Annotated in this window: 21 protein-coding genes; 13 read left to right on the forward strand and 8 right to left on the reverse strand. The window is 69.8% G+C overall.

The features are described from left to right. From QZ772_RS25525 to QZ772_RS16760, 9 genes are all read left to right on the forward strand, one after another. Positions 1-176, forward strand: a 176-nt coding sequence (locus QZ772_RS25525) for a tripartite tricarboxylate transporter substrate-binding protein (RefSeq protein WP_366510611.1), incomplete at its 5' end; no start/stop codon positions are given. Next, on the forward strand, positions 173-1390 hold the full coding sequence (locus QZ772_RS16725; RefSeq protein ID WP_295528622.1) for an acetyl-CoA acetyltransferase: 1218 nt from the start codon (positions 173-175) through the stop codon (positions 1388-1390). The genes QZ772_RS25525 and QZ772_RS16725, both read left to right, overlap by 4 nt. Then, the gene (locus tag QZ772_RS16730; RefSeq protein WP_295528624.1) at positions 1387-1842 is read left to right on the forward strand and encodes an OB-fold domain-containing protein; all 456 of its coding nucleotides are present in this window, start codon (positions 1387-1389) and stop codon (positions 1840-1842) included. The genes QZ772_RS16725 and QZ772_RS16730 overlap by 4 nt, the downstream gene beginning before the upstream one ends. Positions 1843-1877: 35 nt before the next feature. Continuing rightward, on the forward strand, positions 1878-2597 hold the full coding sequence (locus QZ772_RS16735; RefSeq protein ID WP_295528626.1) for a nitroreductase: 720 nt from the start codon (positions 1878-1880) through the stop codon (positions 2595-2597). A gap of 124 nt (positions 2598-2721) precedes the next feature. Next, the gene (locus QZ772_RS16740) at positions 2722-3690 is read left to right on the forward strand and encodes a tripartite tricarboxylate transporter substrate binding protein (protein WP_295528628.1); all 969 of its coding nucleotides are present in this window, start codon (positions 2722-2724) and stop codon (positions 3688-3690) included. Positions 3691-3900: 210 nt separating this feature from the next. After that, positions 3901-4488 carry a phosphatase PAP2 family protein gene (locus QZ772_RS16745; protein ID WP_295528630.1) on the forward strand — a complete coding sequence of 196 codons (588 nt, stop codon included), beginning with the start codon at positions 3901-3903 and terminating at the stop codon, positions 4486-4488. Continuing rightward, entirely contained in the window at positions 4485-5516 is a 1032-nt protein-coding gene (locus QZ772_RS16750) for a glycosyltransferase family 2 protein (protein ID WP_295528632.1), read from the forward strand. The genes QZ772_RS16745 and QZ772_RS16750 overlap by 4 nt, the downstream gene beginning before the upstream one ends. After that, positions 5513-7117 carry a glycosyltransferase family 39 protein gene (locus QZ772_RS16755; protein ID WP_295528634.1) on the forward strand — a complete coding sequence of 535 codons (1605 nt, stop codon included), beginning with the start codon at positions 5513-5515 and terminating at the stop codon, positions 7115-7117. The genes QZ772_RS16750 and QZ772_RS16755 overlap by 4 nt, the downstream gene beginning before the upstream one ends. Continuing rightward, on the forward strand, positions 7114-7947 hold the full coding sequence (locus QZ772_RS16760; protein WP_295528636.1) for a ChbG/HpnK family deacetylase: 834 nt from the start codon (positions 7114-7116) through the stop codon (positions 7945-7947). Before QZ772_RS16755 ends, QZ772_RS16760 begins: the two co-directional genes overlap by 4 nt. 12 nt (positions 7948-7959) lie before the next feature. Here QZ772_RS16760 and QZ772_RS16765 read toward each other — a convergent pair whose 3' ends face one another. From QZ772_RS16765 to QZ772_RS16780, 4 genes are all read right to left on the reverse strand, one after another. Then, complete coding sequence (locus QZ772_RS16765; protein WP_295528638.1) at positions 7960-8427, reverse strand: GFA family protein; 468 nt, start codon at positions 8425-8427, stop codon at positions 7960-7962. A 104-nt stretch (positions 8428-8531) separates the two neighbouring features. Further along, a complete protein-coding gene (locus QZ772_RS16770; RefSeq protein ID WP_295528640.1) occupies positions 8532-9923 on the reverse strand; it encodes a VOC family protein in 1392 nt (463 codons plus the stop codon). Positions 9924-9976: 53 nt separating this feature from the next. Then, positions 9977-11395, reverse strand: a complete 1419-nt coding sequence (locus tag QZ772_RS16775) for an FAD-binding oxidoreductase (RefSeq protein ID WP_295528642.1) — start codon at positions 11393-11395, stop codon at positions 9977-9979. A 28-nt stretch (positions 11396-11423) separates the two neighbouring features. Then, positions 11424-12422, reverse strand: a complete 999-nt coding sequence (locus QZ772_RS16780) for a tripartite tricarboxylate transporter substrate binding protein (protein ID WP_295528644.1) — start codon at positions 12420-12422, stop codon at positions 11424-11426. Positions 12423-12695: 273 nt separating this feature from the next. Here QZ772_RS16780 and QZ772_RS16785 point away from each other — a divergent pair, with 273 nt between their 5' ends. The 3 genes from QZ772_RS16785 to QZ772_RS16795 all read left to right on the forward strand — a co-directional run bounded on the left by QZ772_RS16785 (position 12696) and on the right by QZ772_RS16795 (position 15641). Then, entirely contained in the window at positions 12696-13592 is an 897-nt protein-coding gene (locus QZ772_RS16785) for a LysR substrate-binding domain-containing protein (protein ID WP_295528646.1), read from the forward strand. A 180-nt stretch (positions 13593-13772) separates the two neighbouring features. Continuing rightward, the gene (locus QZ772_RS16790) at positions 13773-14363 is read left to right on the forward strand and encodes a DUF4142 domain-containing protein (RefSeq protein ID WP_295528648.1); all 591 of its coding nucleotides are present in this window, start codon (positions 13773-13775) and stop codon (positions 14361-14363) included. 237 nt (positions 14364-14600) lie between these two features. Continuing rightward, on the forward strand, positions 14601-15641 hold the full coding sequence (locus QZ772_RS16795) for a lysylphosphatidylglycerol synthase domain-containing protein (RefSeq protein ID WP_295528650.1): 1041 nt from the start codon (positions 14601-14603) through the stop codon (positions 15639-15641). Here QZ772_RS16795 and QZ772_RS16800 read toward each other — a convergent pair. The 4 genes from QZ772_RS16800 to QZ772_RS16815 form a co-directional block, all read right to left on the reverse strand. Continuing rightward, positions 15623-17197, reverse strand: a complete 1575-nt coding sequence (locus tag QZ772_RS16800; protein WP_295528670.1) for a TerC family protein — start codon at positions 17195-17197, stop codon at positions 15623-15625. The genes QZ772_RS16795 and QZ772_RS16800 overlap by 19 nt on opposite strands. 252 nt (positions 17198-17449) lie before the next feature. Continuing rightward, complete coding sequence (locus QZ772_RS16805; protein WP_295528652.1) at positions 17450-18034, reverse strand: DUF4286 family protein; 585 nt, start codon at positions 18032-18034, stop codon at positions 17450-17452. Next, on the reverse strand, positions 18027-19064 hold the full coding sequence (locus QZ772_RS16810) for an alcohol dehydrogenase catalytic domain-containing protein (protein WP_295528654.1): 1038 nt from the start codon (positions 19062-19064) through the stop codon (positions 18027-18029). The genes QZ772_RS16805 and QZ772_RS16810 overlap by 8 nt, the downstream gene beginning before the upstream one ends. A 20-nt stretch (positions 19065-19084) precedes the next feature. Then, positions 19085-20044, reverse strand: coding sequence for a tripartite tricarboxylate transporter substrate binding protein (locus tag QZ772_RS16815; protein ID WP_295528656.1), 960 nt, complete (start codon positions 20042-20044; stop codon positions 19085-19087). 127 nt (positions 20045-20171) lie between these two features. Here QZ772_RS16815 and QZ772_RS16820 point away from each other — a divergent pair, with 127 nt between their 5' ends. Beyond that, positions 20172-21098, forward strand: a complete 927-nt coding sequence (locus QZ772_RS16820; protein ID WP_295528658.1) for a LysR family transcriptional regulator — start codon at positions 20172-20174, stop codon at positions 21096-21098. Positions 21099-21115 lie beyond the last annotated feature (17 nt).

A 21115-nucleotide genomic window follows, 5' to 3' on the forward strand; every position in this document is an offset into this window, starting at 1 on the left:
CAGCCCGGCTCAACGCGGCCGTGCGTGCGGCGGTGGAGCGGCCCGAGGTGCGCCGCCTGTTCGCCGAGCGCAAGGTGGAGGCACGCGGCAGCACGCCCGAGCAGCTGGAGCAGCTGATCCGCAAGGAGATGGCGCAGTGGGGCCCGGTGGTGCGCAAGGCCAACATCCAGATGTGAACGCCGCGATGCACCTGCACACGGCGCCCCGCCACAGCACGCGCTCGCTGCGCGGGCAGGTGGCGGTGGTCGGCATCGGGGAGGGCGGCTACTGGCGCCACGGCCAGTCGCCCGACCCGGAATTCAAGCTGGCCCTCAAGGCCATCCTCGCGGCCTGCCGGGACGCGGGTCTGGACCCGCGCCGGATCGACGGCTTCGCGTCCTACGGCGACGACCGCAACGACGCCTCGCGCCTCGCCACGGCGCTGGGCATCCACCGCCTGCGCTCGGCCACGATGCAATGGGGCGGCGGCGGGGGTGGCTGCTGCGCCGCGGTGGCCAATGCCGCCGCCGCCATCGCAGCTGGCATGGCGGACTGCGTGGTGGTCTTCCGGGCCCTGGCCCAGGGTGAGCATGGACGCTTCGGCCAGGTATCGGGTGTATCGACCATCTCGGGCGAGAAGGCCTACCTGATGCCCTACGGCGTGCTGGCTCCGCCACAGCGCTTCGCCATGCGGGTGCAGCGCTTCATGCACGAGCACGGGGTGAAGCAGTCGGCCCTGCGTGCCATTGCGCTCGCCTGCTATCACCATGCCCAGGCCAATCCGCGCGCGCTGATGCACGGGCGGCCGCTGGATGCGGACCGCTACGACGCCTCGCGCTGGATCACCGAGCCCTTCCACCTCTTCGACTGCTGCATGGAGAACGACGGCGCCGCGGCGCTGGTGCTGGTCGCGGCGGAGCTTGCGCGCGATTGCGCGGCCGAGCCGGTCTACCTTCTTGGCGCCGCAGCCGGCGCGCCCCACCGCGCCGCCGCCACCGCCCACAACGCCCCCGATTACGGCAGCGCCGGCTACGCCGCCGTGGCCGAAGACCTGTGGCGCATGGCGGGGCTCGGGCCGGCGGACGTGGGCTCGGTGCAGAGCTACGAGAACTTCACCGGCGGCGTGGTGATGGCGCTGGCGGAGCACGGCTTCTTCCGGCCCGAGGAGGCCAACGACTTCCTCACCGTCGACAACCTCGTGAGCCCCCACGGCCGCCTGCCCCTCAACACCAGCGGCGGCAACCTGGCGGAGTGCTACATGCACGGCCTCGAACTGGTGCTGGAGGCGGTGCGCCAGGTGCGCGGCACCTCGACCAGCCAGGCACCGCGGCGCGATGCCGCACTGGTGATCGGCGCGCCCATGGTGTCGCCGGTGAGCAACCTGCTGCTCGGCTCGGAGGCCACGCTGTGAGCGATACCACGATCCCGCCGCTGCCCGCCGGCCTGCCGGTTCCCGTGTCGGAGCCGGACGGCCTCTCGGCCCCGTACTGGCAGGGACTGCGCGAAGAGCGGCTGCGGGTGCAGCGCTGCACGCAATGCGGCACCTGGCAGTTCGGACCTGAGTGGATCTGCCACCACTGCCATGCCTTCGACCCCGCCTGGACCGAGGTGCCGCCGCAGGGCGTGATCCACAGCTGGACGCGGGTCTGGCATCCGGCCCATGCGGCCCTTCGCGGCCATGGCCCCTATCGCGTGGCGCTCGTCGCGCTGCCGCACGCCGGCAGTGTGCGCATGGTCGGCAACCTGCTGGGCGATCCGATGCAGGATGTCGCCATCGGCGCAGCCGTGCAGGGCGTTTTCGCGCACCATCCCGACGCACAACCCGCGTTTTCGCTGCTGCACTGGCGGCTTTGCGGCGGGTAGCCTTGGCTCCGGCCTTTCATCCTCCCCCCATCGCCATGTCCCTTCCCTCTGCCTCCGCCACTGGCGGACATCTGCCCGCTGACACCGATCCGAGCCGCACGCTCCAGGCCCTGCTCGACCAGCGCTACAGCTGCCGGGGCTTCCTGCCGCAGGAAGTGCCCCATGCCACCATCGAACGCATGCTTCAGCTGGCACAGCGCACCGCCTCATGGTGCAACGCGCAGCCCTGGCAGGTGGCCATCACCCGTGGTGCGGCCACGGAACGTCTGCGCCAGGCGCTGCTCGCCGCGCAGACGCAGCCGCCCCAGCCGGACTTTCCCTGGCCGCGCGAATACCAGGGCGTCTACCAGGTGCGGCGCCGCGAATGCGGGCTGGCCCTGTATGACGCGGTCGGCGTGCCCAAGGGCGACCGCGAGGCCTCGGCCCGGCAGGCGTTGGAGAACTTCCGCTTCTTCGGCGCACCGCATGTGGCCATCGTCACCACCGACGAAGCCCTCGGCGTCTACGGCGCCGTGGACTGCGGCGCGTATGTGTCCAACTTCATGCTGGCCGCCACCAGCCTGGGCGTGGCCACCGTGCCGCAGGCGGCCCTCGCCTCGCGCGCGGATTTGCTGCGCGAGCAACTGGGCCTTGCGCCCGACCGGCGCATCGTTTGCGGCATCTCCTTCGGCTATGCCGACGAGGCCCATCCGGCCAACCGCTTCCGCACCACGCGGGCGGGGCTGGACGAGGTGCTGACCTGGGTCGAGAACTGAGCAGCCTCACGCCGCGGGGCCTGCGGGGACCCCTCATGGCGCGGCTGCGTGCGGGTGGCATGATCGCCGCCCGGCCCCCAGGCCGGTTCCTGAACCACTCCAACACATAGACAGGACCCTCGCCATGACACTCGCTCCCTCGCGCCGCCGCGCACTGCTCCTTGCCCTGGGCTCCGGCCTGCTGGCCGCCACCGCATCGGCCCAGCAGTGGCCCGCCAAGCCCATCCACTTTGTCGTGCCCTTCTCGGCCGGCGGCGCCAACGACCTGATGGCCCGCGCCGCTGCCGATGGCGCCTCCAAGGCATTGGGCCAGCCCATCGTGGTGGACAACAAGCCCGGCGCCGGTGCCATGCTGGGCACCGACGTGGTCGCCAAGAGCGCACCCGATGGCTACACCTTCCTGATCAGCGCGGCGGGTGTGGTCTCCAACAGCATGATCCGCAAGGTGCCCTACAAGGACAGCGACCTGGTGCCGGTGGCCATGATCGGCCTGGCGCCCTCGGTGATCGTGGCGCCGGCCAACTCGCCCTACAAGGACCTGACCGATTTCGTGAACAGGTCCAAGCAGGGCCAGGGCCTGCACTTCGCCACCGCCGGCACGGGCAGCACGCCGCACTTCGTCGAAGGCCTGCTGGAGAAGAACTACGGCGCCAAGCTGGACGTGGTTCCCTACAAGAGCGGCTCCGAGTCCATCACCGCCGTGCTCAGCGGCCAGGTCGACGCCACCTCCGAGGCCAGCATCGTGGTGCTGCCCTACATCAAGGCCGGCAAGCTCAAGGCCCTGGCCACCACCTGGACGCAGCGCATCTCGGCCTATCCCGAGCTGCCCACCGCGGTGGAGCTGGGCTTCAAGGACATCCGCATCGCCCACTGGGCCGGCGTGCATGCGCCGGCCGGTACGCCGCCGGCCATCCTCGACAAGATGGCTGAGGCCGTCGACAAGGCCATGAAGGACCCGGCCACGGTGCAGCGTCTCAAGGGCATGGGCATCGAGCCCGTCGGCGGCACGCGCGCCAGCTTCGTCAAGTTCGTCGACGAAGAACGGGCCCGCCTGGGCGCGGTGGTGAAGGCCACCGGCATGAAGGAAGAGTGAGCGCGGCAGCAGCCCGCACGGCGCGTGCACCAGGCTGAACGGCGGGTGAAATGAGTGGTCAGGGAGGATTCACGGCGGACTCCTAGCATCCGCCGCCATGCTGACCGACCTCCCACGGGCAACCGTTCATTCTGCGTTCATGCGCGCGCATCTTGGCCGGTACTGCGCCAGCGCATGCGGCCGCGGGGTCGCAGGATGAGCCGGCCGGACATGGCCCTCTTTCTGGCGATGACGGCCGGCAGCGCACCGACGCCCTGGCTGCTGCCCATTGCCACGACGCTGGCCCGCTTCGGACCCTGGTTCAGCGCTGCGGTCATGCTCGTCGCGGCCATCCGGCGCCGCGACGAACGCGGCTACCTGTTGGCGCTTCTGTGCATGGCGGCCCTCGGCTCCCTCGTCGCGCATGCGCTGGCCAGCAGCCTCGGCTATCCCCGGCCCTTCATGCTGGGCCTGACGCCCAGCCACCTGGCGCATGGCGGCAGTGACGGCCTGCCCAGCACCCATGCCACGGTAATGGGACTGGTCGCCTTCGGCATGCTGGTGCGACGGCCCTTACGGCGTTATGGCGTCGCGGCCATGGTCCTGGCGCTGGCCACCGGCTGGGCGCGGATTCATGTCGGCGTGCACTTCCCTCTGGACGTTGTAGCGGGCCTGGGGCTCGCTGCGGCCATGCTGTCCGGCTTTCTGGTCCTGCAATGGCAGCTGCGCATCCGGCTCGGCGCCAACCCTCCCCAGCCGAGCGCGCCAGCCCCCTCATCGGCCATCGCCCCTTCGCATCGAGAAAAACCGCTGCCATGAACGCCGCCGTGCATGTTTCCGTCGCGCACCTGAAGGTCGTCGAGACCGACGAGGTGGTCGCCCAGCCGCCCGCTCCGCGGGCCACGGCGGCGCTGTCCTGCGTGATCCCCTGTTACAACGAGGCAGCCAACCTGCGCCTGTTGCTGCCGCTGCTGGAGCAGCTGCTGCAGGGCATCGGCCTTCGCTGGGAAGTGATCGTGGTGGACGACGGCAGCCGCGACGACACCGCCGAGGTGGCGCGCACCTGGTGCCAGCTGGCGGGCTTCCGGCTGGTGCGGCTGTCGCGCAACTTCGGCAAGGAAGCGGCGCTGAGCGCAGGCCTCAAGGCCGCCCACGGCGACGCCGTGGTGCTGCTCGATGGCGATCTGCAGCATTCGCCCCAGCTCATCGCCAAGATGGTGGCGCAGTGGCGCAGTGGCGCCGAGGTGGTCTATGCGGTGCGGGAGGACCGGGCCGACGAGGGCGCCCTCAAGCGCATCGGCACGCGGCTCTTCTACCGCGCCGTGAACATCTCGAGCCGCACGCCGCTGCCCGAGGACGCGGGCGATTTCCGGCTGATGGACCGCAAGGTGGTCGACGCCCTGCTGGCCCTGCCCGAGCGCAACCGCTTCATGAAGGGCCTGTATGCCTGGGTCGGCTTCAAGACCGTGGCCCTGCCCTACACGCCGGCGCCGCGGGCAGAGGGCGTGAGCCGCTTCGGTGCGCTACGGCTGCTGAACCTGGCCCTCGACGGCATCACCTCCTTCACCACCTGGCCCTTGCGGCTGATCAGCGTGATCGGACTCCTGCTAGCCGTGCCGGCGCTGGGCTACGGCGTCTTCCTGGTGCTGGACCATTTCATCTCGGGCAGCGACGTGCCGGGCTGGTCCACCATCGTGGTCAGCCTGATGTTCTTCATGGGCATCCAGCTGGTGTCGGTAGGCGTCGTGGGCGAATACGTGGGCCGCATCTTCGAAGAGGTCAAGGCACGGCCGCTGTACGTGGTGCGCGAGGAACACGGCCACGGCCTCTCGGAGCCCTCGCCGTGAATGCGGCCGCGCCGCGGCGCGGCAAGCCGGACTGGCGGGGACATGTCGCCTTCCTGCTGGCGGTCGGGGCATGGCTGGCCTGGACGGCCGGCCTGCGACCGCTGACCGCGCCCGACGAGGGCCGCTACGCCGGCGTCGCGCGTGCCATGCTGCAGTCGGGCGACTGGCTGGTGCCCCGGCTCGACGGCCTGCCCTTCTTCCACAAGCCGCCGCTCTTCTACTGGATCGGTGCGGTGTCCATGCAGCTCTTCGGCGTGCACGAATGGGCTGCGCGCCTGCCCTCGGTGCTGGGCGCCTGGGTGGGGGCCGTGGCGCTTTATCTGTTCATGCGCCGGCATGCCGGCACCTCCCAGGCGCGCTGGACCACGCTGGTGTTGTGCACCAGTCCGTTCTTCTTCATGGGTGCGCAGTTCGCCAACCTCGACATGCTGGTGGCGGGCTGCATCACCGCGACCGTCGCCTGCGCCGCCGACGCCCTGCTCTGCCTTGATGAGGAGCGCCCCTGGCGGGGCGCCCTCGCGCTGGCCTTCGTCTCGGCCGGCCTGGGATTGCTGGCCAAGGGGCTGATCGGTGTGGTGCTGCCCGGCGGCGTGATCGTGCTGTGGGCGATGCTCACGCGCCGCGCGCGCGTGGCCCTGCGCATGGCCGTCTGGTGGCCAGGCTGGCTGCTGCTGGCGCTGATCGCGGGGCCCTGGTTCGTCGCCATGCAGCTGCGCTATCCGGAGTTCTTCGACTACTTCGTCATCACGCAGCACTTCCGGCGCTTTGCGGCCAGCGGCTTCAACAACGAGCATCCCTTCTGGTTTTATGGACCCGTGGTGCTGGGTCTGTGCCTGCCGTGGACGCTCTGGCTCGTGCTCTGGTGGCGCAAGGCCCCGGCACCAGCGCCGGCACGCGGCACGCCCGGCCTGCCCACGCTGATGCTGGTGTGGATGGGTGTGATGGTGGTGTTCTTCTCGCTGCCGCGGTCCAAGCTGGTGGGCTACGTGCTGCCTGCGCTGCCGCCGCTGGCGGCCCTGGTCGCCATGGGTCTGGACCGGGCGCTCGCGGCCTCGCCGCACCGGGCGCGGCTCATGGGTGCCACGGCGGCGATGGCGGGCCTGCTTTGCGTGGGCGCGGTGCCGCTGGCGGGGCACTACGGCACACCGCCCGACGCGCGGCTGCGGCTGCCCGCCGGCGAATCGGTGCGAGCCGGGGACCGGGTGGTGATGCTCGACCACTATTTCTACGAACTGCCCTTCTATTGGCAGCTGCACGGCCCCGTCGTCGTGGCCGCCGACTGGCGGCCCGCGGTGGCCCAGGCCAGCGACAACTGGCGCAAGGAGCTGGCCGACGCCGGCGGCTTCGAGCCCACGACGATGACCGCCCTGCTGCAGAGCCTGGATGCGCAGCCGGGGCGCATCTGCGCCCCGGGGCGCACCTGGGTGATCGGCCCGTCCAATGCGCAACTGGTGGCGCCCTGGGTCCTGGGCATGCAGCTGGTGACCTTCAACGCCGAGATGGCGGTCTGGCGCCATGACGGGCGCGCAGGCGAGGGGCCGGACTGCCTGTCAGGCCATGGATCGCCGGGTGCACTGCCCGCGTGGAACGGGGCCTCATGAACCCGTCCCGACCCGTCTTCCTGCGTCGCCTGTGCATCTGTGCCGACGACTTCGGGATGAGCAACGCCATCGACCGCGCGATCCTGGCGCTGATCGACCAGGGAGTGGTCACCGCGACCAGTTGCATGGTGCTGCGCGAGGCATGGCCCGCCGATGCCCCATTTCTGCGGGCCTGCGCTGCTGAACGACTGGATGCGGGCCTGCACATCGACCTGACGCACGTCGACGGCAGCGCCCGCGAGGCCAGCCTGGCCGGCCTGGCGGTGCGCAGCATGCTGATGCCCCGGCGTGCCGATCATTGGCGCCCCCTGCTGCGTCAGCAGCTGGACCGCTTCGAGGATGCGATGGGCCGCCCGCCCAGCCATGTCGACGGTCACCGGCATGTGCACCAGCTGCCGGGCGTACGCGAGACACTGGCCGAGCTGCTGAACCAGCGATACGGCCGTGCGCTGCCCTGGCTGCGCGGCACCCGGCCCGGCCCTGCGTCGGGGGCCGTGGCGTTCAAGCAGCAGCTCATCCACCGCATGGGCGGCCCCGGCGCACAGCGCCTTGCACGCCGCAAGGGCATTCCCCTGAGCCACCGGCTGCTGGGGGTCTACGGCTTCGACCGCGATGTGCACGCCTATGCGCAGTCGCTGGACGACTGGATCGGCCAATGCCAGGACGGCGACGTGCTGATGTGCCACCCGGCCATCGGCTCGACGCCTCACGACGGCATCGCCGCCGCGCGTCAGGTCGAGTTCGAAGCGCTCAGCGCGCTGAATCCAGCCCAGGTGGAACAGCGCTGGGGCGTGCGCTTTTCGCCCCAGCCCGTGCGCGTGGGGCGCTGAGCGCCGAACGGCTCAGAAGCCGTGGCGGCGGTGCCACTCGGCGAGCGACTCCTTCGGAAAGTGCTCGAAGTGCGCATCGCCCGGGCGACCTTCCACCTGCACCCAGGCGGCCTTCGAATCGAGCAGCATGTGCACGTTGTCGGGTGGTACCGGCAGCGGCGTGTCGATCGCGCCGGCATGCGGGTGGATCAGCTCGGGCCAGGTCTCGTCGTACAGCCATAGCGCCGTGCCGCAATGGCCGCAGAAGTGGCGCTGGCCGGTGCTCTCCTTGCCATCGATGCGGGCGCGGTAGACGCGCACGGCATCCTGGCCGCTGTGCAGCTGGAAGGTGCGCGCATCCGCCCCCAGGTTGATAGCGTAGCCGCCGGTGCCCGCGGTCTTGCGGCAGATCGAGCAGTAGCAACGCATGAAGGGCACGGGCTCCGTCGACTCCACGCTGAAGCGCACTCGGCCGCAATGGCACGATCCGTCGAGATGCATGGGCAGACTCCTGAAAGTGGATCAGAACCGTCGAGCCTAGTGCACTGCGCAGAGTGCCCGCCCGGCAGATGGCCGAGTCTGCTGTAGGCAGCGGCCGCCGCGACTCAGCGTGCGGCCGCGCCCATCAGCTCGGCATAGCGGGCCTGCAGCCCTTCCACCGAAGCGGCCTGGCTGGCTTCGTAGAGCGCGATCTCGTCCGCGACCGGCGTTCCCAGGGCCTGCTCGAAGGCGGCCTGGGCGGCATTGGCGGCATAGCTCTTCTGCTCCTCCCCACCCAGGTTCGACTGGAAGATGCCGGCCGCGCTCACGGGCAGGAAATCTTCGTAGACGATGGGCCGCGCCCCCACGATGCCGTCGCGGCGCAGGGCGGCCAGGTCGAATGGCGCGCCGCTGGCCGCGCGCGCGGCAAAGCCGGCCTCGTCCGCCACGTGATGACGGAAGAAGGCCAGCGCCTGGTCCAGCAGCACCTCCGGCTCGTCCGGGAAGTCCGCGAAGGCCGCGGCCAGTCGCTGTCCATAGTCGGCCGCGGCGCTGCCGGCCCCTTCCATCGACCGCACCTGCGCCAACAGTTGGTCGTAGAGCGCGCGACCCTTGCGGGTGAGCGCCATGCCGCGCTGCTCGATCTCGCCGAAACGGGCGGTGTGCGACCCGGCGTCGTCGCCTTGCGCAAAGACGATGGTCTCTTCCAGCGCCTTGAAGCTGGTCTGCCGCAGCAGGATGGGATGGCGGCGGCGCGGCGGCCCTTCGACCACGTCCTTGGCGGCCAGACCGCGGCGCGGCATCTCGGCCTGGGCCGCATCGATGTCGAGCGTGCGCGGCGTCAGATGGTTGATGTGCGGGCCCTTGAACGACACCACGTCGGCCACCAGGCGGTGCGCGGCATGCAGCTGGCGATAGGTGTCGAGGCTCACGGTGGCCTCGCTGTGCCAGCGGAAGGTCTCGGTCACCTCGCGCACGAAGGCGTCGGTCTGCGCTTCGGTCAGGCCGCCATCGGACTCGAAGCGCGCCGTGAGTGCCAGCGCTTCGTCGGTGAAGATGCGACGCTCGGCGAGGATGGCGCGCGCCTGCTCGCGCAGGCCGGCGTCGGCGATGAGCTCCAGCCTCAGCAGCGAGGTGAACACACGGAAGGGGTTGAGGCGCAGCGCCTCGTCGCTCACGGGCCGGAAGGCGGTCGCATGCACCGGAACGCCGGCGACCGAGAGGTCGTAATAGCCGACCGGGAACATGCCCATCACGCGGAAGATGCGCCGCATGGTCGCGAGTTCTTCGGGCGTGCCCAGGCGGATGGCGCCGTGGCGTTCGACGTCGAGGCGATGCAGCTCGCCGGCCTCGGTGAGCGACTGCCGCAGCGCGGGCTGCGCGTCGAGCGTGGCCTGGTTGATCTGCGCCACGAGTTCAAGCAGGGCGCCGTACTGCGGCACCTCGGTCTTGTACATGGCCGACATGGACTGCGAGAAGCGGTCGCGGATCTGGTCCGGACTGACGAAGGAGGACATGGTGGAAGTGTCTGGGAAGCGGAGGAATGCGGAAGTGCGGCGGGCGACCGGCCTCAAGGCGTTCGTGCCAGCACGCGACCCGGGTTGAGCAGCTGCTGAGGATCGAGCGCCTGCTTGATGGCCTGCATCAGCTGCAGCGCCACGGGCGACTTGTGGTGGGGCAGCTTCTCGCGCTTGAGCTCGCCCACGCCGTGCTCGGCCGAGATGGAGCCGCCGAAGCGGCTGACGGTGTCGTAGACGATGGTGCTGATCGTCGCCTCGTGCGCGGCCACGAAGGCCCGGGCATCGCCCGCGGCCGGTGCCTGGATGTTGTAGTGCAGGTTGCCGTCGCCCAGGTGGCCGAAGTTGACGAAGCGCACGCCAGGCACACCCGCAGCCAGCGCCGCATCGGCCTCGCGCACGAAGTCGGGGATGCGCGACACCGGGATCGAGATGTCGTGCTTGACGTTGACGCCCTCTTCCGCCTGCGCGAGCGTGATGCTCTCGCGGATGTGCCAGAGGTCGTGGGCCTGCTTGAGGCTCTCGGCCACGATGGCGTCGGCCGCGAGGCCCTGCTCGAAGGCAGTCTCGAGCAGCCGCTCGAACTGCGCGCGCGCATGGTCCTCGGATTCGTTGTCCGACAGCTCGATGAGCACGCACCACGCATGCTCTCGCCACATCGGAACGCGCAACTGCGGATAGTGCCGGTCGACGAGGCCGAGTGCGAACTGGTTCATCACCTCGAAGCCTGTGAGTCCGGCGGCCAGGTGCTGGTGCGCCAGGCCCAGCAGTGCCGTGGCGTCTTCGAGCGACGCCAGTGCCATCCAGGCCGTGAGCTGCGCGGCAGGCCGCGGATGGAGCTTGAGCGTCGCCGCAGTGATGATGCCCAGGGTGCCTTCGCTGCCAATGAAGAGGTCGCGCAGGTCGTAGCCGGTGTTGTCCTTGCGCAGGCCCGAGAGGCCGTCCCACAGCTCGCCTTGTGCCGTCACGACCTCCAGGCCCAGGCACAGCTCGCGGGCATTGCCGTAGCGCAGCACCTGCGTGCCGCCCGCATTGGTGGCCAGGTTGCCGCCGATGGTGCAGCTGCCTTCGGCACCCAGGCTCAGCGGAAACAGGAAGCCGGCCTCGTCCGCCACCTGCTGCAGCGTCTGCAGGATGCAGCCCGCCTCGACGGTGAAGGTCATGTTCTGCGGATCGATGGACCGCACGGCATTCATGCGGCGCAGGCTCAGCACCACCTGCGTGCCGGTGTCGTCGGGCGTGGAACCCGCCACCAGGCCGGTGTTGCCGCCTTGCGGCACGAGGCTGGTGCCGGCGGCGGCGCAGGCGCGCACCACGCGCGCCACTTCGTCGGCGCTGGCGGGGCGCACCACGCACAGGGCGCGGCCCCGCACACGGCCGCGCCAGTCCTGCTCATAGCTGTCGAGATCGGCGCCGGTGAGCACATGGGCGGGGCCCACGATGGCGGCCAGGGTGTCGGTGAGCGTCGTCATGCGTCGGCGTCGGTGGACTTGCGGCGGCTCACTGCCGGGGAACGCCGGCGTCCTTGATGATGGCGCCCCAGTGGCGGTACTCGCTGCGGGCGAAGTCGCGGAAGGCCGGGCCGGCCAGCGGCTTCACCTCGCCGCCCAGGGCGTTGACGCGCTCCTTGAACTCCGGGCTGGCCGCGACCTTGAGCGTGGCCTCTTCCAGGCGCTTGACGATGGCGGCCGGCGTGCCCTTGGGGGCCAGCACGCCATTCCAGGTCGCGGTCACGAAGTTGGCGTAGCCCAGCTCCTTCATGGTCGGCACGTTGGGCAGCACCGGGATGCGTTCGGCCGAGGTCACGGCCAGGGCCCGCAGCTTGCCGCCCTGGATGAAGGGCAGCGCCGGCGTCACGTTCTCGAAGATGAAGTCGATCTGCCCGCCCATGAGGTCGGTGAGCGCCAGCGAGCTGCCCTTGTAGGGCACGTGGACGAGGTTGAGCTTGGTGGCGGTCTTGAACAGTTCACCGGACAGATGCACGGTGGAGCCGGTGCCCGGCGAGCCGTAGTTCAGGCCTTCGCGCCGCGCCTTCTCGCTGGCGGCCAGCTCGGCCACGGTCTTCGGTGCGCCCTTCGTGTCGTTGACCACCAGCACGTTGGGGATGGAGGTGACCATGGCGACGTACTCGTAGTCGTCGAGGTTCTTCTCGCCCAGGTTCTTGTACAGGCTCTGGTTGATGGCCTGCGTGCCTGCCGTGCCGAACAGCAGCGTGTAGCCATCGGCCGCGGACATGGCGACACGGCTGGCACCGATGGAGCCATTGGCCCCCGACACGTTGTCCACGACCACGGGCTGGCCCAGGCTTTCTGTCAGGCCCTGGCCCACCATGCGGGCCAGGATGTCGGTGTTGCCGCCGGGCGCGAAGGGCACCACGAGCCGGATCGGGCGGGCGGGATAGCCACCCGCCTGCGCCTCGGCCCAGGTGGGCAGCAGAAGGGTGGTGGCGGCCAGGGCGGCAGCGCCCAGGAAATGCTTGCGTGAGAGGGTGCGGGTCAAAAGAGGGAGTCTCCGTGTTCGGGCCCCATCGGCGGGGCGGAAGCCCCGTCGGCCGCGGTGCGTCATGCGTGGCATGGCGCCCGTGGCGTGCGGGCAGGTCGGGGGCGCATGGTCTTGAAAACCGCACCTTGACGTCAATCAATGTTTTGGAAGATGGTCATTCCGTTTGAGAATGATCCTGGCGAGGCTGCCAGGCGTCGCGCTTGTCCGGCGGCCGCTCGGCAGACGACGCGTTGGCTGGCCCGCATCCCGCCCTTCGCTCACGCGTGCTCCATGAATTCCCGTAAATATCTTCCGTCGATGGGCTTGCTGGTGGCCTTCGAAGCCTGTGCGCGCCTGCAGAAGTTCACCGCGGCGGCGCACGAGCTCCATCTGACGCAGAGCGCCATCAGCCGCCAGATCCGCGCGCTGGAAGACGCCGTCGGCGTGGAGCTCTTCACGCGCGACCGCCAGACGGTGCGGCTCACGCCCGCCGGCGAGGTGTACGCCCTGGAGATCCGCGAGGCGCTGCGGGCCATCGGCAACGCCACGCTGCAGCTGCGCGCCGATCCGGGGGCCGGCACCCTGACGCTGGCCATCCTGCCGACCGTGGGTACGCGCTGGCTGGCCCCGCTTCTGCCCGACTTCATGCGCGCCAATCCCGGTGTCACGCTCAACCTGGTGACGCGGCTCGACCCTTTCGACCTGGACGCGGAGGGCGTGCATGCGGCGATCCACTACGGGCATGCGCAATGGCCCCAGGCCCAACTCGACCTGCTGTTCGGCGAGACCGTCGTGCCGGCCTGCTCGCCCGCCCTCAAGGCGCACTACGGCTTTGCGGCAGCGGCCGACCTGCGGGCCGCGCCGCTGCTGAACCTGAACTCGCGTCCCCTGGCCTGGACGGACTGGTTCGCCGCGCAAGGCCTCGCGCCCGGTGACGAGGCAGGCACCCGTATCGACCAGTTCGCCACCGTGACCCAGGCGGCTTCGGCGGGGCTGGGCGTGGCCCTGCTGCCCGAGTTCCTGATCCGCTCGGAGCTCGACCGCGGCGAGCTGGTGCCGGCCGTCGATCTGCGCTGCGGCAGCGCCGGCAGCTACTACCTCGCCTGCGCCAGCAGCCAGTTGCGCTACCCGCCGCTGCGGGCATTCCGAGAGTGGCTGGGACGGCAGGCAGCTGCGTCGCCGCCCTGAAGGAGTGCACGTCGCGCCATGGCAGGTGGCAAGCAATGCCGAGGGCGTGCCCGTCACGCGTCGGACATGATCACCCGGCGCATGCTTGACGGTCCTACGCGCCTTGGGCGAGATGCCTCAGGCGAGGCCGCGTGGATGGGCGCCATGCTTGGCGCATTGCGACCTCACTTCATCGATTCCATGCGCCAGTCTTCTGCCTTCCTGTCTTCCATCGTTCATCAGCCCGCGCGTCGTCTGCTGATGTCGACCCTGCTTGCGGGCTGCACGGCCTTGGCCATGCCGCTGGCGCATGCCCAGCCCAACAGCAAGGACCCCGACGACGCCACGCTGCGTGGCGACATGAGCAACGGCGACCGGGTATTCCTGCGCTCCGCTGGCGGACTACTCGTGCGCGACCGCGAGATCGGCAAGCTGGGTCAGCGTCGCTTCCAGAAACCGGCCTTGCGGGAATGGGCGGCATCACTGGAGAAGAAGTCCGACGCGCTCTACCGCGACATGACAGACTATGCGGAGCGCCACAAGACCAACCTGCCGCTGGACATGTCGGAGGCGTCCCGCCGGATGGTGGACCGCGTCGCCGAGAGCAAGGGCGCCACCTTCGACCGAGACATGGTGCGCACCGTGCGGGCCCTGCTGGAAGAGCAGGTGCGCGTGTTCGGCGACTCCGCGGAATCGGCGGAGCACCAGGAGGTCGGCGCCCTCGCCCGCCGCGCTGCGGACGAGCGCCGCGCGCTGCTGCATGCGCTGGACAAAGCCGCTCCGCGCTCCTGAGAGAGCCTGTAGCGACGCATCGCCGCCTGCGGTGCCCCAAACGCTGCGCCGAATCTCCATGAAAAAGCCCGGTCGGCCAAGGAGCCGCCGGGCGAAGTCGCAGCAAGGGTGCTGCGAGGAGACCGCTTTTTCGAAGCAGGATCCGGGCCAGCTCCCTGCCGACGCCTCCGGGCGGCCTACAGCGGCCGATGTTGGACGCCGACGTGGGGCGGAGCGCGCCTTGCGCACCATCAAACCATGCAAGACACCGAGGCGCCCCTGCTGATGGCCAGCTCTTCCCCCCGCACAGCGGCAGGCGCCGAGGATGGAAAGGATGCTGCCGCGCACCGCTCCCGCTGGGCACGCCTGGGGCCCACGATCCGCCGCTGGGCCGTGCCTGCGCTCGGGCTGCTGGTGCTGGCCATGCTCATCTCCCACGCGCACAAGATCGACTGGGCTGGCGCATGGGCGGCGCTCAAGCGCTATCCCGGCACCGTGCTCCCGGAGGCCTCGATCCTCGCACTCGCCAGCCATGCACTGTATGGGTGCTTCGATCTCACCGGACGACATCACACCAAACATGGCCTGCCGGTGATGCGGACCTGGGCCATCGCCGTGGCGAGCTACGGCTTCAACCTCAACCTCGGGTCGCTGGTCGGCGGCGTGGCGCTGCGCGCCCGGCTCTATGCGCGCGACGGGCTGGACGAGACCAAGGTGGGCCAGATCATCGCCATGAGCCTGAGCACCAACTGGCTGGGCTATGGGCTGGTGGCGGGCGGCCTCTTCGCGTCCGGCATGCTCAAGCTGCCGGCGTCTGTGCCGCTGTCCAACGGCATGCTGCAGATCATCGGCATCGGGCTGATGCTGCTGCCGGTAGCGTACCTGGGCGCCTGCCTGCGCTGGCACGGCGCCACCTGGAAGGTGCGCGGCAAGTCGGTCCACCTGCCCACGCCGCGCCTCGCTCTGGTGCAACTGGCGCTTTCCGCGTGCAACTGGTGCCTGATGGGCACGCTGATGTATCTGTTGCTGGGCGGCAGTGTGTCCTATGCCCACGTGCTGGGCGTGCTGCTGGCTGCATCGGTGGTGGGCGTGTGCGTGCCGATCCCGGCGGGCCTGGGCGTGCTGGAGGCCGTGTATCTCGCCTTGTTGTCGGGCCACGTGCCGCAGGGCAAGCTGATGGGCGCGGTGCTGGCCTACCGCGCCCTGTACTACCTGTTGCCGCTGGCGATCGCGCTTGGGCTTTATGCGTACCTGGAGAAGACAGCCGATCCGAATGCAGGTCAGGCCGAGGGGGCCTGAGCCCGCGTCTCATCCGCCGCCGGCTCGATGCGCACCGCACGGATGCGCTGGCCGTCCACGTCGAGCACCTGCATCTGCCATCCGTCGTGGACGAGCACCTCGCCGGCGGCCGGCATGCGGCCCAGCCGTGACAGCAGATAGCCCGCCAACGAGGTGTAGCTGTCGTCCTCGCTCACCAGCCCTTCGGTTTCCAGCATCCGCTGCAGCTGATGGATGTCGGCCGTTCCGGCGACGCGCCAGGCGCCTGCCTCCAGGCGCTCGATCTCCGGCAACTCGTCCTCGTCGGGGAACTCGCCCGCGATGGCCTCGAGCACGTCGAAGGGCGTGAGCAGGCCCTTGAGCAGCCCGTATTCGTCATTGACCAGCACCAGCTGTCCCTTTGCCTTGCGCAGGACGTCGATGGTGTGGGTGACGCTGGCACTTTCCGGCAGGTACAGCGGCATACGCATGTGCGCGCCCTGCTCGTCGATGCGGCCCTGCGCCACCAGCGCCGCGAGCAACTCGGTCGCCCGTCCGACGCCGACGACCTGATCCAGACTGCCGCGGCACACGGGCAGCAGGCTGTGCGGCGAGCCCAGCAAGCGCTCGCGCACTGCGTCGGGGGACTCCTCGAGATCGATCCAGGACACGTCCGAACGCGGCGTCATGATGCTGCGCGCCGTGCGCTCCGCGAGGGAAAGCACGCCGCTGACCATGTGGCGCTCTTCCGGCGCAAACGCCGGGGCATCGACCGGCGCATGCGCATCGCCGTCGGACACGGCGGCCGCCTGCAGGCGCCGGCCGCCACCGAGCAGCCGCAGCACCGATTCAGCCGTGCGTTCGCGCAGCGGCCGCAGGGCCTGCTGCCGCGCTTGGTTGCGACGCGCCAGCTGGTTGAGCATCTCGATCAGGATCGAGAAGCCGATGGCCGCATACAGGTAGCCCTTGGGCAGGTGGAAGCCGAAGCCTTCGGCCACGAGGCTCAGGCCGATCATGAGCAGGAAGCTCAGGCACAGCACCACCACCGTCGGATGCGCGTTGACGAAGCGCGTGAGCGGCTTGGCCGCCAGCAGCATCACGCCGATGGAGATGACGACCGCGGCCATCATCACCGGCAGGTCACTGACCATGCCCACGGCGGTGATCACGGCATCGAGCGAGAACACGGCATCGAGCACCACGATCTGCGCGACGACCAGCCAGAAGCCCGCATAGACGGGGTTGGTGGTCGCCTGGTGTTCGGCACCCTCGAGCCGCTCGTGCAGCTCCGAGGTGGCCTTGAACAGCAGAAACAAGCCACCGAACAGCAGGATCAGGTCGCGACCCGAGAAGGAAAGCGGCCCGAGCGAGAACAGCGGCCGCGTGAGCGTGACCATCCACGATATGACCGACAGCAGGCCCAGGCGCATGACGAGCGCGAGCGACAGGCCGATGACCCGCGCGCGGTCCCGCTGGTGGGGTGGCAGCTTCTCAGCCAGGATGGCGATGAAGATCAGGTTGTCGATGCCGAGGACGATCTCCAGCACCACCAGCGTGAGCAGGCCGGCCCAGACGGCCGGATCGCTTAGGAGTTCGATCATCGGTGCCTCTGCGCGCGCGGGCGGTGCGTGCACGCCGCATGCCGTGCACGCGCCAAGGCGGCGCGGCAGAGCAAGGCAGCAGGATCGGGGAGGAAGGTGCGCGCGCGGTGCGCGCAAGGGCTGGCGAAGGCCAGCCGCGGACTGGGAGGCTCAGAAGAGTCGCTGGACATCTGCTGACAGTCTAGCGAGCGGGCCAACGCGGCCCCCACAAGGCCGACGTGGCCCAGGGACATTGGCGGCGCAGGCGCCTCAATGCGCTATTCGCGCGCGGCGCACCGGCAAGGGATGACAACAGTCCTCACCACCGGCCAACGGCGTCACCGTGCTCTCGTGGACCATCAGCCAGCGACCCTCGACCTTCAGGGCCTGGCCGGAGGCCATCCAGGGCAGGCCTGGAGCCTGCGGCAGGTGTTCGGCCAGCAGCAGCGGTGAGGCCACATGCGCTGGGGTCGTCGTCGCATCGTCCGTGGTGCGGACATGCACCGGCCCCTCCGGCCACACCGGCGCCGCGCGATGGAGCCGGCACACCCAGCGCGCGACATTCCTCAGGTGCGGGCGCATGCGCGCGCTGGTTGGGGTGGGATGGGCCAAAAGATTCCGATACGCCCCGCTGTCGAGCACCTCCATCGACGCCAGTGCATACAGCGTGAGGTAGCGCGGCCGCGATGCCGGCGCCATGGCCGCATAGCGGCGCGCGTCGAGGATGCCGGGAACGGTCAGCCGCTCGGGCACATGCTCATTGGCATGCCAGTCCTCGTACGCCGCTTCCACCTCCGGATCGACGTCGTTCCACAACGCCAGCAGCGCGCCCGCGCCCGCGAGCCAGTCAGCCATCCGAGGGCTCCGGCGCCAGCAGCACCTTGCAGGCCTTCTTGCCATGCGCCAGGGCAAAACCTTCCGCCGCCCGCGACAGGGGCAACACATGGCTCACCATCGGTTCGAGCACCGGGGCGAGTTCCTGCATCAGATCGAGGGCGAGCGGCCAGTCCGACTCCGGCGGCCGGAAGGAGCCGCGCAGCTGATGCTGGTTGCGCACCAGCGGCGTGAGGTCCAGCGTCAGCGGTCGCGCATGGATGCCCGTGACCACGACCACGCCATTGCGGCGCAACAGGGGCAGTGCGTCCTGGATGGTCTCGGGCACACCCGTGGCCTCGAACACCACGTCGAAGCGATGACCATCTATGAACGCAGCAACGCCGTCGGCCAGGCTGCCACCGGCCACGTCCACCTGCTGGGTGAACCCCATGCGCTGCAGCGCTGCCAGACGCACGGCATCGTCGAAGCCACTCACCACCACCTGGGCCGCGCCGGCCCGCCGCGCCAATGCGGCGATGCCCTGGCCGATGGTGCCCGGGCCCATCACCAGCACGCGCGCACCTTTCACGTCGCCCGCGATGCGCAGGGCCTGCATCGAGATGGTGAGCGGCTCGGTCAGCGCCGCCAGCTCGTCGCTCACGCCATCGGGCACGGGCACGCAGTTGCGTTGTGGCACACGCACCCAGGCTGCAAAGGCACCATCGCGCGTCATGCCGATGCCGCGTCTCTGCTCGCAGCGGTCGAATTCGCCAGCGGTGCAGGCCGCGCACATGCCGCAGGTCACCGACGGCCGCACCACCACGCGGCGACCCGCCAGTGGCCCGGTCTGTGCCACGCCCACGAACTCGTGGCCGATGGTGACGGGCAGCGACGGGGCGATGAAGGTGTAGCTCGAGGTCCAGTCGTCGACATGCAGGTCGCTGCCGCAGATGCCGGCGGCACGCACGCGCACCAGCACCTCGCCGTCCCGCACATCGGCCGCCTGGGGCGCAGGCACCTCCACCAGTTCGAGGCCGGCCGCGGCGCGGGTCTTTCTCAGGGCTTGCATGATTGAGCGCTCCTTTGGGATCAGTCGAGGCGGATGCCGGTCTTCTGGATGATGGCGCCCCACTTGCTGCGCTCCTGGGCCATGAAGCTGGCGAGGGACTGCGGCGTGCCGCCACCCGGCACCAGGCCCTGCTTGGCAAAGGCGGCCTGCACTTCGGGCTCCTTCAGGGCGGTGTTGACGTCGGCGTTGACCTTGGCCACGACGGCAGCAGGCGTACCGGCGGCACTGAACAGGCCGTTCCACGCCAGCGCCTCGAAACCGGGGTAGCCGGACTCGGCGATGGTGGGCAGCTGCTCCATGCCTTCCATGCGCTTGGCACTGGTGACGGCCAGCAGCCGGATGCGCCCGCTGGCCACGAGCGGCAGCAGCGCCGGCGCCACGGTGAACAAGGCCTGCGTCTCGCCTGAGGCCAGGGAGATGCCTGCCGGCGGCGAGCCGTTGAAGGGCACGTGCGTGGCCTCGAAGCCGGCCGTGGTGCGCAACAGCTCCATGGTCAGGTGCGAAGAACTGCCTGCGCCGACGGAACCGTAGGCCACCCCATTGGGCTGCGCACGCGCCCAGCCCACGAACTCCTGCACCGTCTTGGCCGGATGGTTGGCCGGCACCGCCAGCACATTGGGCTGGGATGAGGTCAGCACGATGGGCGCCAGGTCCTTGACCGGGTCGTAGGCCATCTGCTTGTACATGAAAGGCGCGAAGGCGATGGGCCCGTTGAAGCCGATGCCCAGCGTGTAGCCATCGGGTGCCGCCTTGGCCACTGCGGACATGCCCAGCATGCCGCCTGCACCCGGCTTGTTGTCCACGATCACGGGCTGGCCCCAGCGGGTGCTCAGGCGGTTGCCGAGGGTGCGCACGATGAAGTCCAGCGAGCTGCCGGCCGGCGCGGGCACCACGACCTTCACGGGCTTGGTGGGCCAGGACTGGGCTGCGGCATGCAGCGTCAACAAGGGAAAGAGCGCGAGGGCGAGGATTCGCTTCATGGTGGGGGTGTCTCCGGTGCGAGCCGCTTCGAGACGAGCGGCGATGGCCCGGATTCTTGGCGCGGCTGCGCAATACGTCCAGCACCGATTCGCTATGCTGCCCATACCTGCGAGGTATGGAGACTCCATGAACATCGAGATGCGCCATCTGCGCTACTTCATCGCCGTGGCCGAGGCCGGCAACCTCAGCCGCGCGGCGCAGAAGCTGTTCATCGCGCAGCCACCGCTGTCGGTGCAGATCCGCCAGCTGGAGGAGGCGCTGGGCACCCCCCTCTTCGTGCGCCATCCCAAGGGCGTGCACCTGACCGAGGCCGGCGAAGCGCTGCTGCCCGAAGCGCGTGCGCTGGTGGAGCGGGTCGGCGGCCTGCGGGCATGGATTGCCGGCGCCACGCCGACCCGCAGGCTCTCGCTGGGCTTCGTGCCCTCGGCAGGCAGCACCGTGCTGCCGCAGTTGCTGGCAGCCCTGCGTGCAGACGACCCAGGCCTGCAGTTCGAGTTGCGCGAGATGATCAGCAGCGAGCAGATCGATGCGCTGGCCAGCGGCCAGATCGACCTGGGCATCGCGCGCGCCGACACGCGCCATCCTCGTATCGCGACCGTGACCCGCATCCTCGATCCCTTCTGCGTCGCCGTGGCCGTCACGCATCGGCTACCGCGAGGCGGCACGGCAGACCTGCGCACATACGCCGAAGCGGACTTCGTGGCCTTCACGCGTCATCGGGGTCCGGCCTACTTCGACCAGGCGATCCACCTGTGCGCACAGGCGGGTTTTTCGCCCCGCATCCGTTACGAGGCCAGCACGGTTCACGGCGTGCTCGATCTGGTGGGTGCCGGCCTGGGCGTGGCCCTGGTGCCCGCAAGCTGCGTTCTGCTGGCCGCGCCCCGGGTGCGACTACGGCCCCTTGCCATGCCCCAGAAGAGCGCCGTGCTCACGCTGCTTCGGCGCAAGGCCGGCACCGGTACGCCCTGGCTGGTCGGCGAGGACGGTCTGCAGCACATCGTGGACATGTTCGAGCGTCTGCACGAACGCACGGCGGCGAAGCTCCAGGGCTGAGTCGATGCGCCCACAGC

The sequence above is a fragment of the uncultured Pseudacidovorax sp. genome, from assembly GCF_913773995.1.
GTDB lineage: Bacteria > Pseudomonadota > Gammaproteobacteria > Burkholderiales > Burkholderiaceae_C > Xenophilus.

Bases quoted from the DNA above. Each gene is read 5' to 3' on its own strand.
- QZ772_RS16735 (WP_295528626.1), top strand. From the start codon at position 1,878: ATGTCCCTTCCCTCTGCCTCCGCCACTGGCGGACATCTGCCCGCTGAC.
- QZ772_RS16740 (WP_295528628.1), top strand. From the start codon at position 2,722: ATGACACTCGCTCCCTCGCGCCGCCGCGCACTGCTCCTTGCCCTGGGC.
- QZ772_RS16745 (WP_295528630.1), top strand. From the start codon at position 3,901: ATGGCCCTCTTTCTGGCGATGACGGCCGGCAGCGCACCGACGCCCTGG.
- QZ772_RS16750 (WP_295528632.1), top strand. From the start codon at position 4,485: ATGAACGCCGCCGTGCATGTTTCCGTCGCGCACCTGAAGGTCGTCGAG.
- QZ772_RS16760 (WP_295528636.1), top strand. From the start codon at position 7,114: ATGAACCCGTCCCGACCCGTCTTCCTGCGTCGCCTGTGCATCTGTGCC.
- QZ772_RS16765 (WP_295528638.1), bottom strand. From the start codon at position 8,427: ATGCATCTCGACGGATCGTGCCATTGCGGCCGAGTGCGCTTCAGCGTG.
- QZ772_RS16770 (WP_295528640.1), bottom strand. From the start codon at position 9,923: ATGTCCTCCTTCGTCAGTCCGGACCAGATCCGCGACCGCTTCTCGCAG.
- QZ772_RS16775 (WP_295528642.1), bottom strand. From the start codon at position 11,395: ATGACGACGCTCACCGACACCCTGGCCGCCATCGTGGGCCCCGCCCAT.
- QZ772_RS16785 (WP_295528646.1), top strand. From the start codon at position 12,696: ATGAATTCCCGTAAATATCTTCCGTCGATGGGCTTGCTGGTGGCCTTC.
- QZ772_RS16790 (WP_295528648.1), top strand. From the start codon at position 13,773: ATGCGCCAGTCTTCTGCCTTCCTGTCTTCCATCGTTCATCAGCCCGCG.
- QZ772_RS16795 (WP_295528650.1), top strand. From the start codon at position 14,601: ATGCAAGACACCGAGGCGCCCCTGCTGATGGCCAGCTCTTCCCCCCGC.
- QZ772_RS16805 (WP_295528652.1), bottom strand. From the start codon at position 18,034: ATGGCTGACTGGCTCGCGGGCGCGGGCGCGCTGCTGGCGTTGTGGAAC.
- QZ772_RS16810 (WP_295528654.1), bottom strand. From the start codon at position 19,064: ATGCAAGCCCTGAGAAAGACCCGCGCCGCGGCCGGCCTCGAACTGGTG.
- QZ772_RS16815 (WP_295528656.1), bottom strand. From the start codon at position 20,044: ATGAAGCGAATCCTCGCCCTCGCGCTCTTTCCCTTGTTGACGCTGCAT.
- QZ772_RS16820 (WP_295528658.1), top strand. From the start codon at position 20,172: ATGAACATCGAGATGCGCCATCTGCGCTACTTCATCGCCGTGGCCGAG.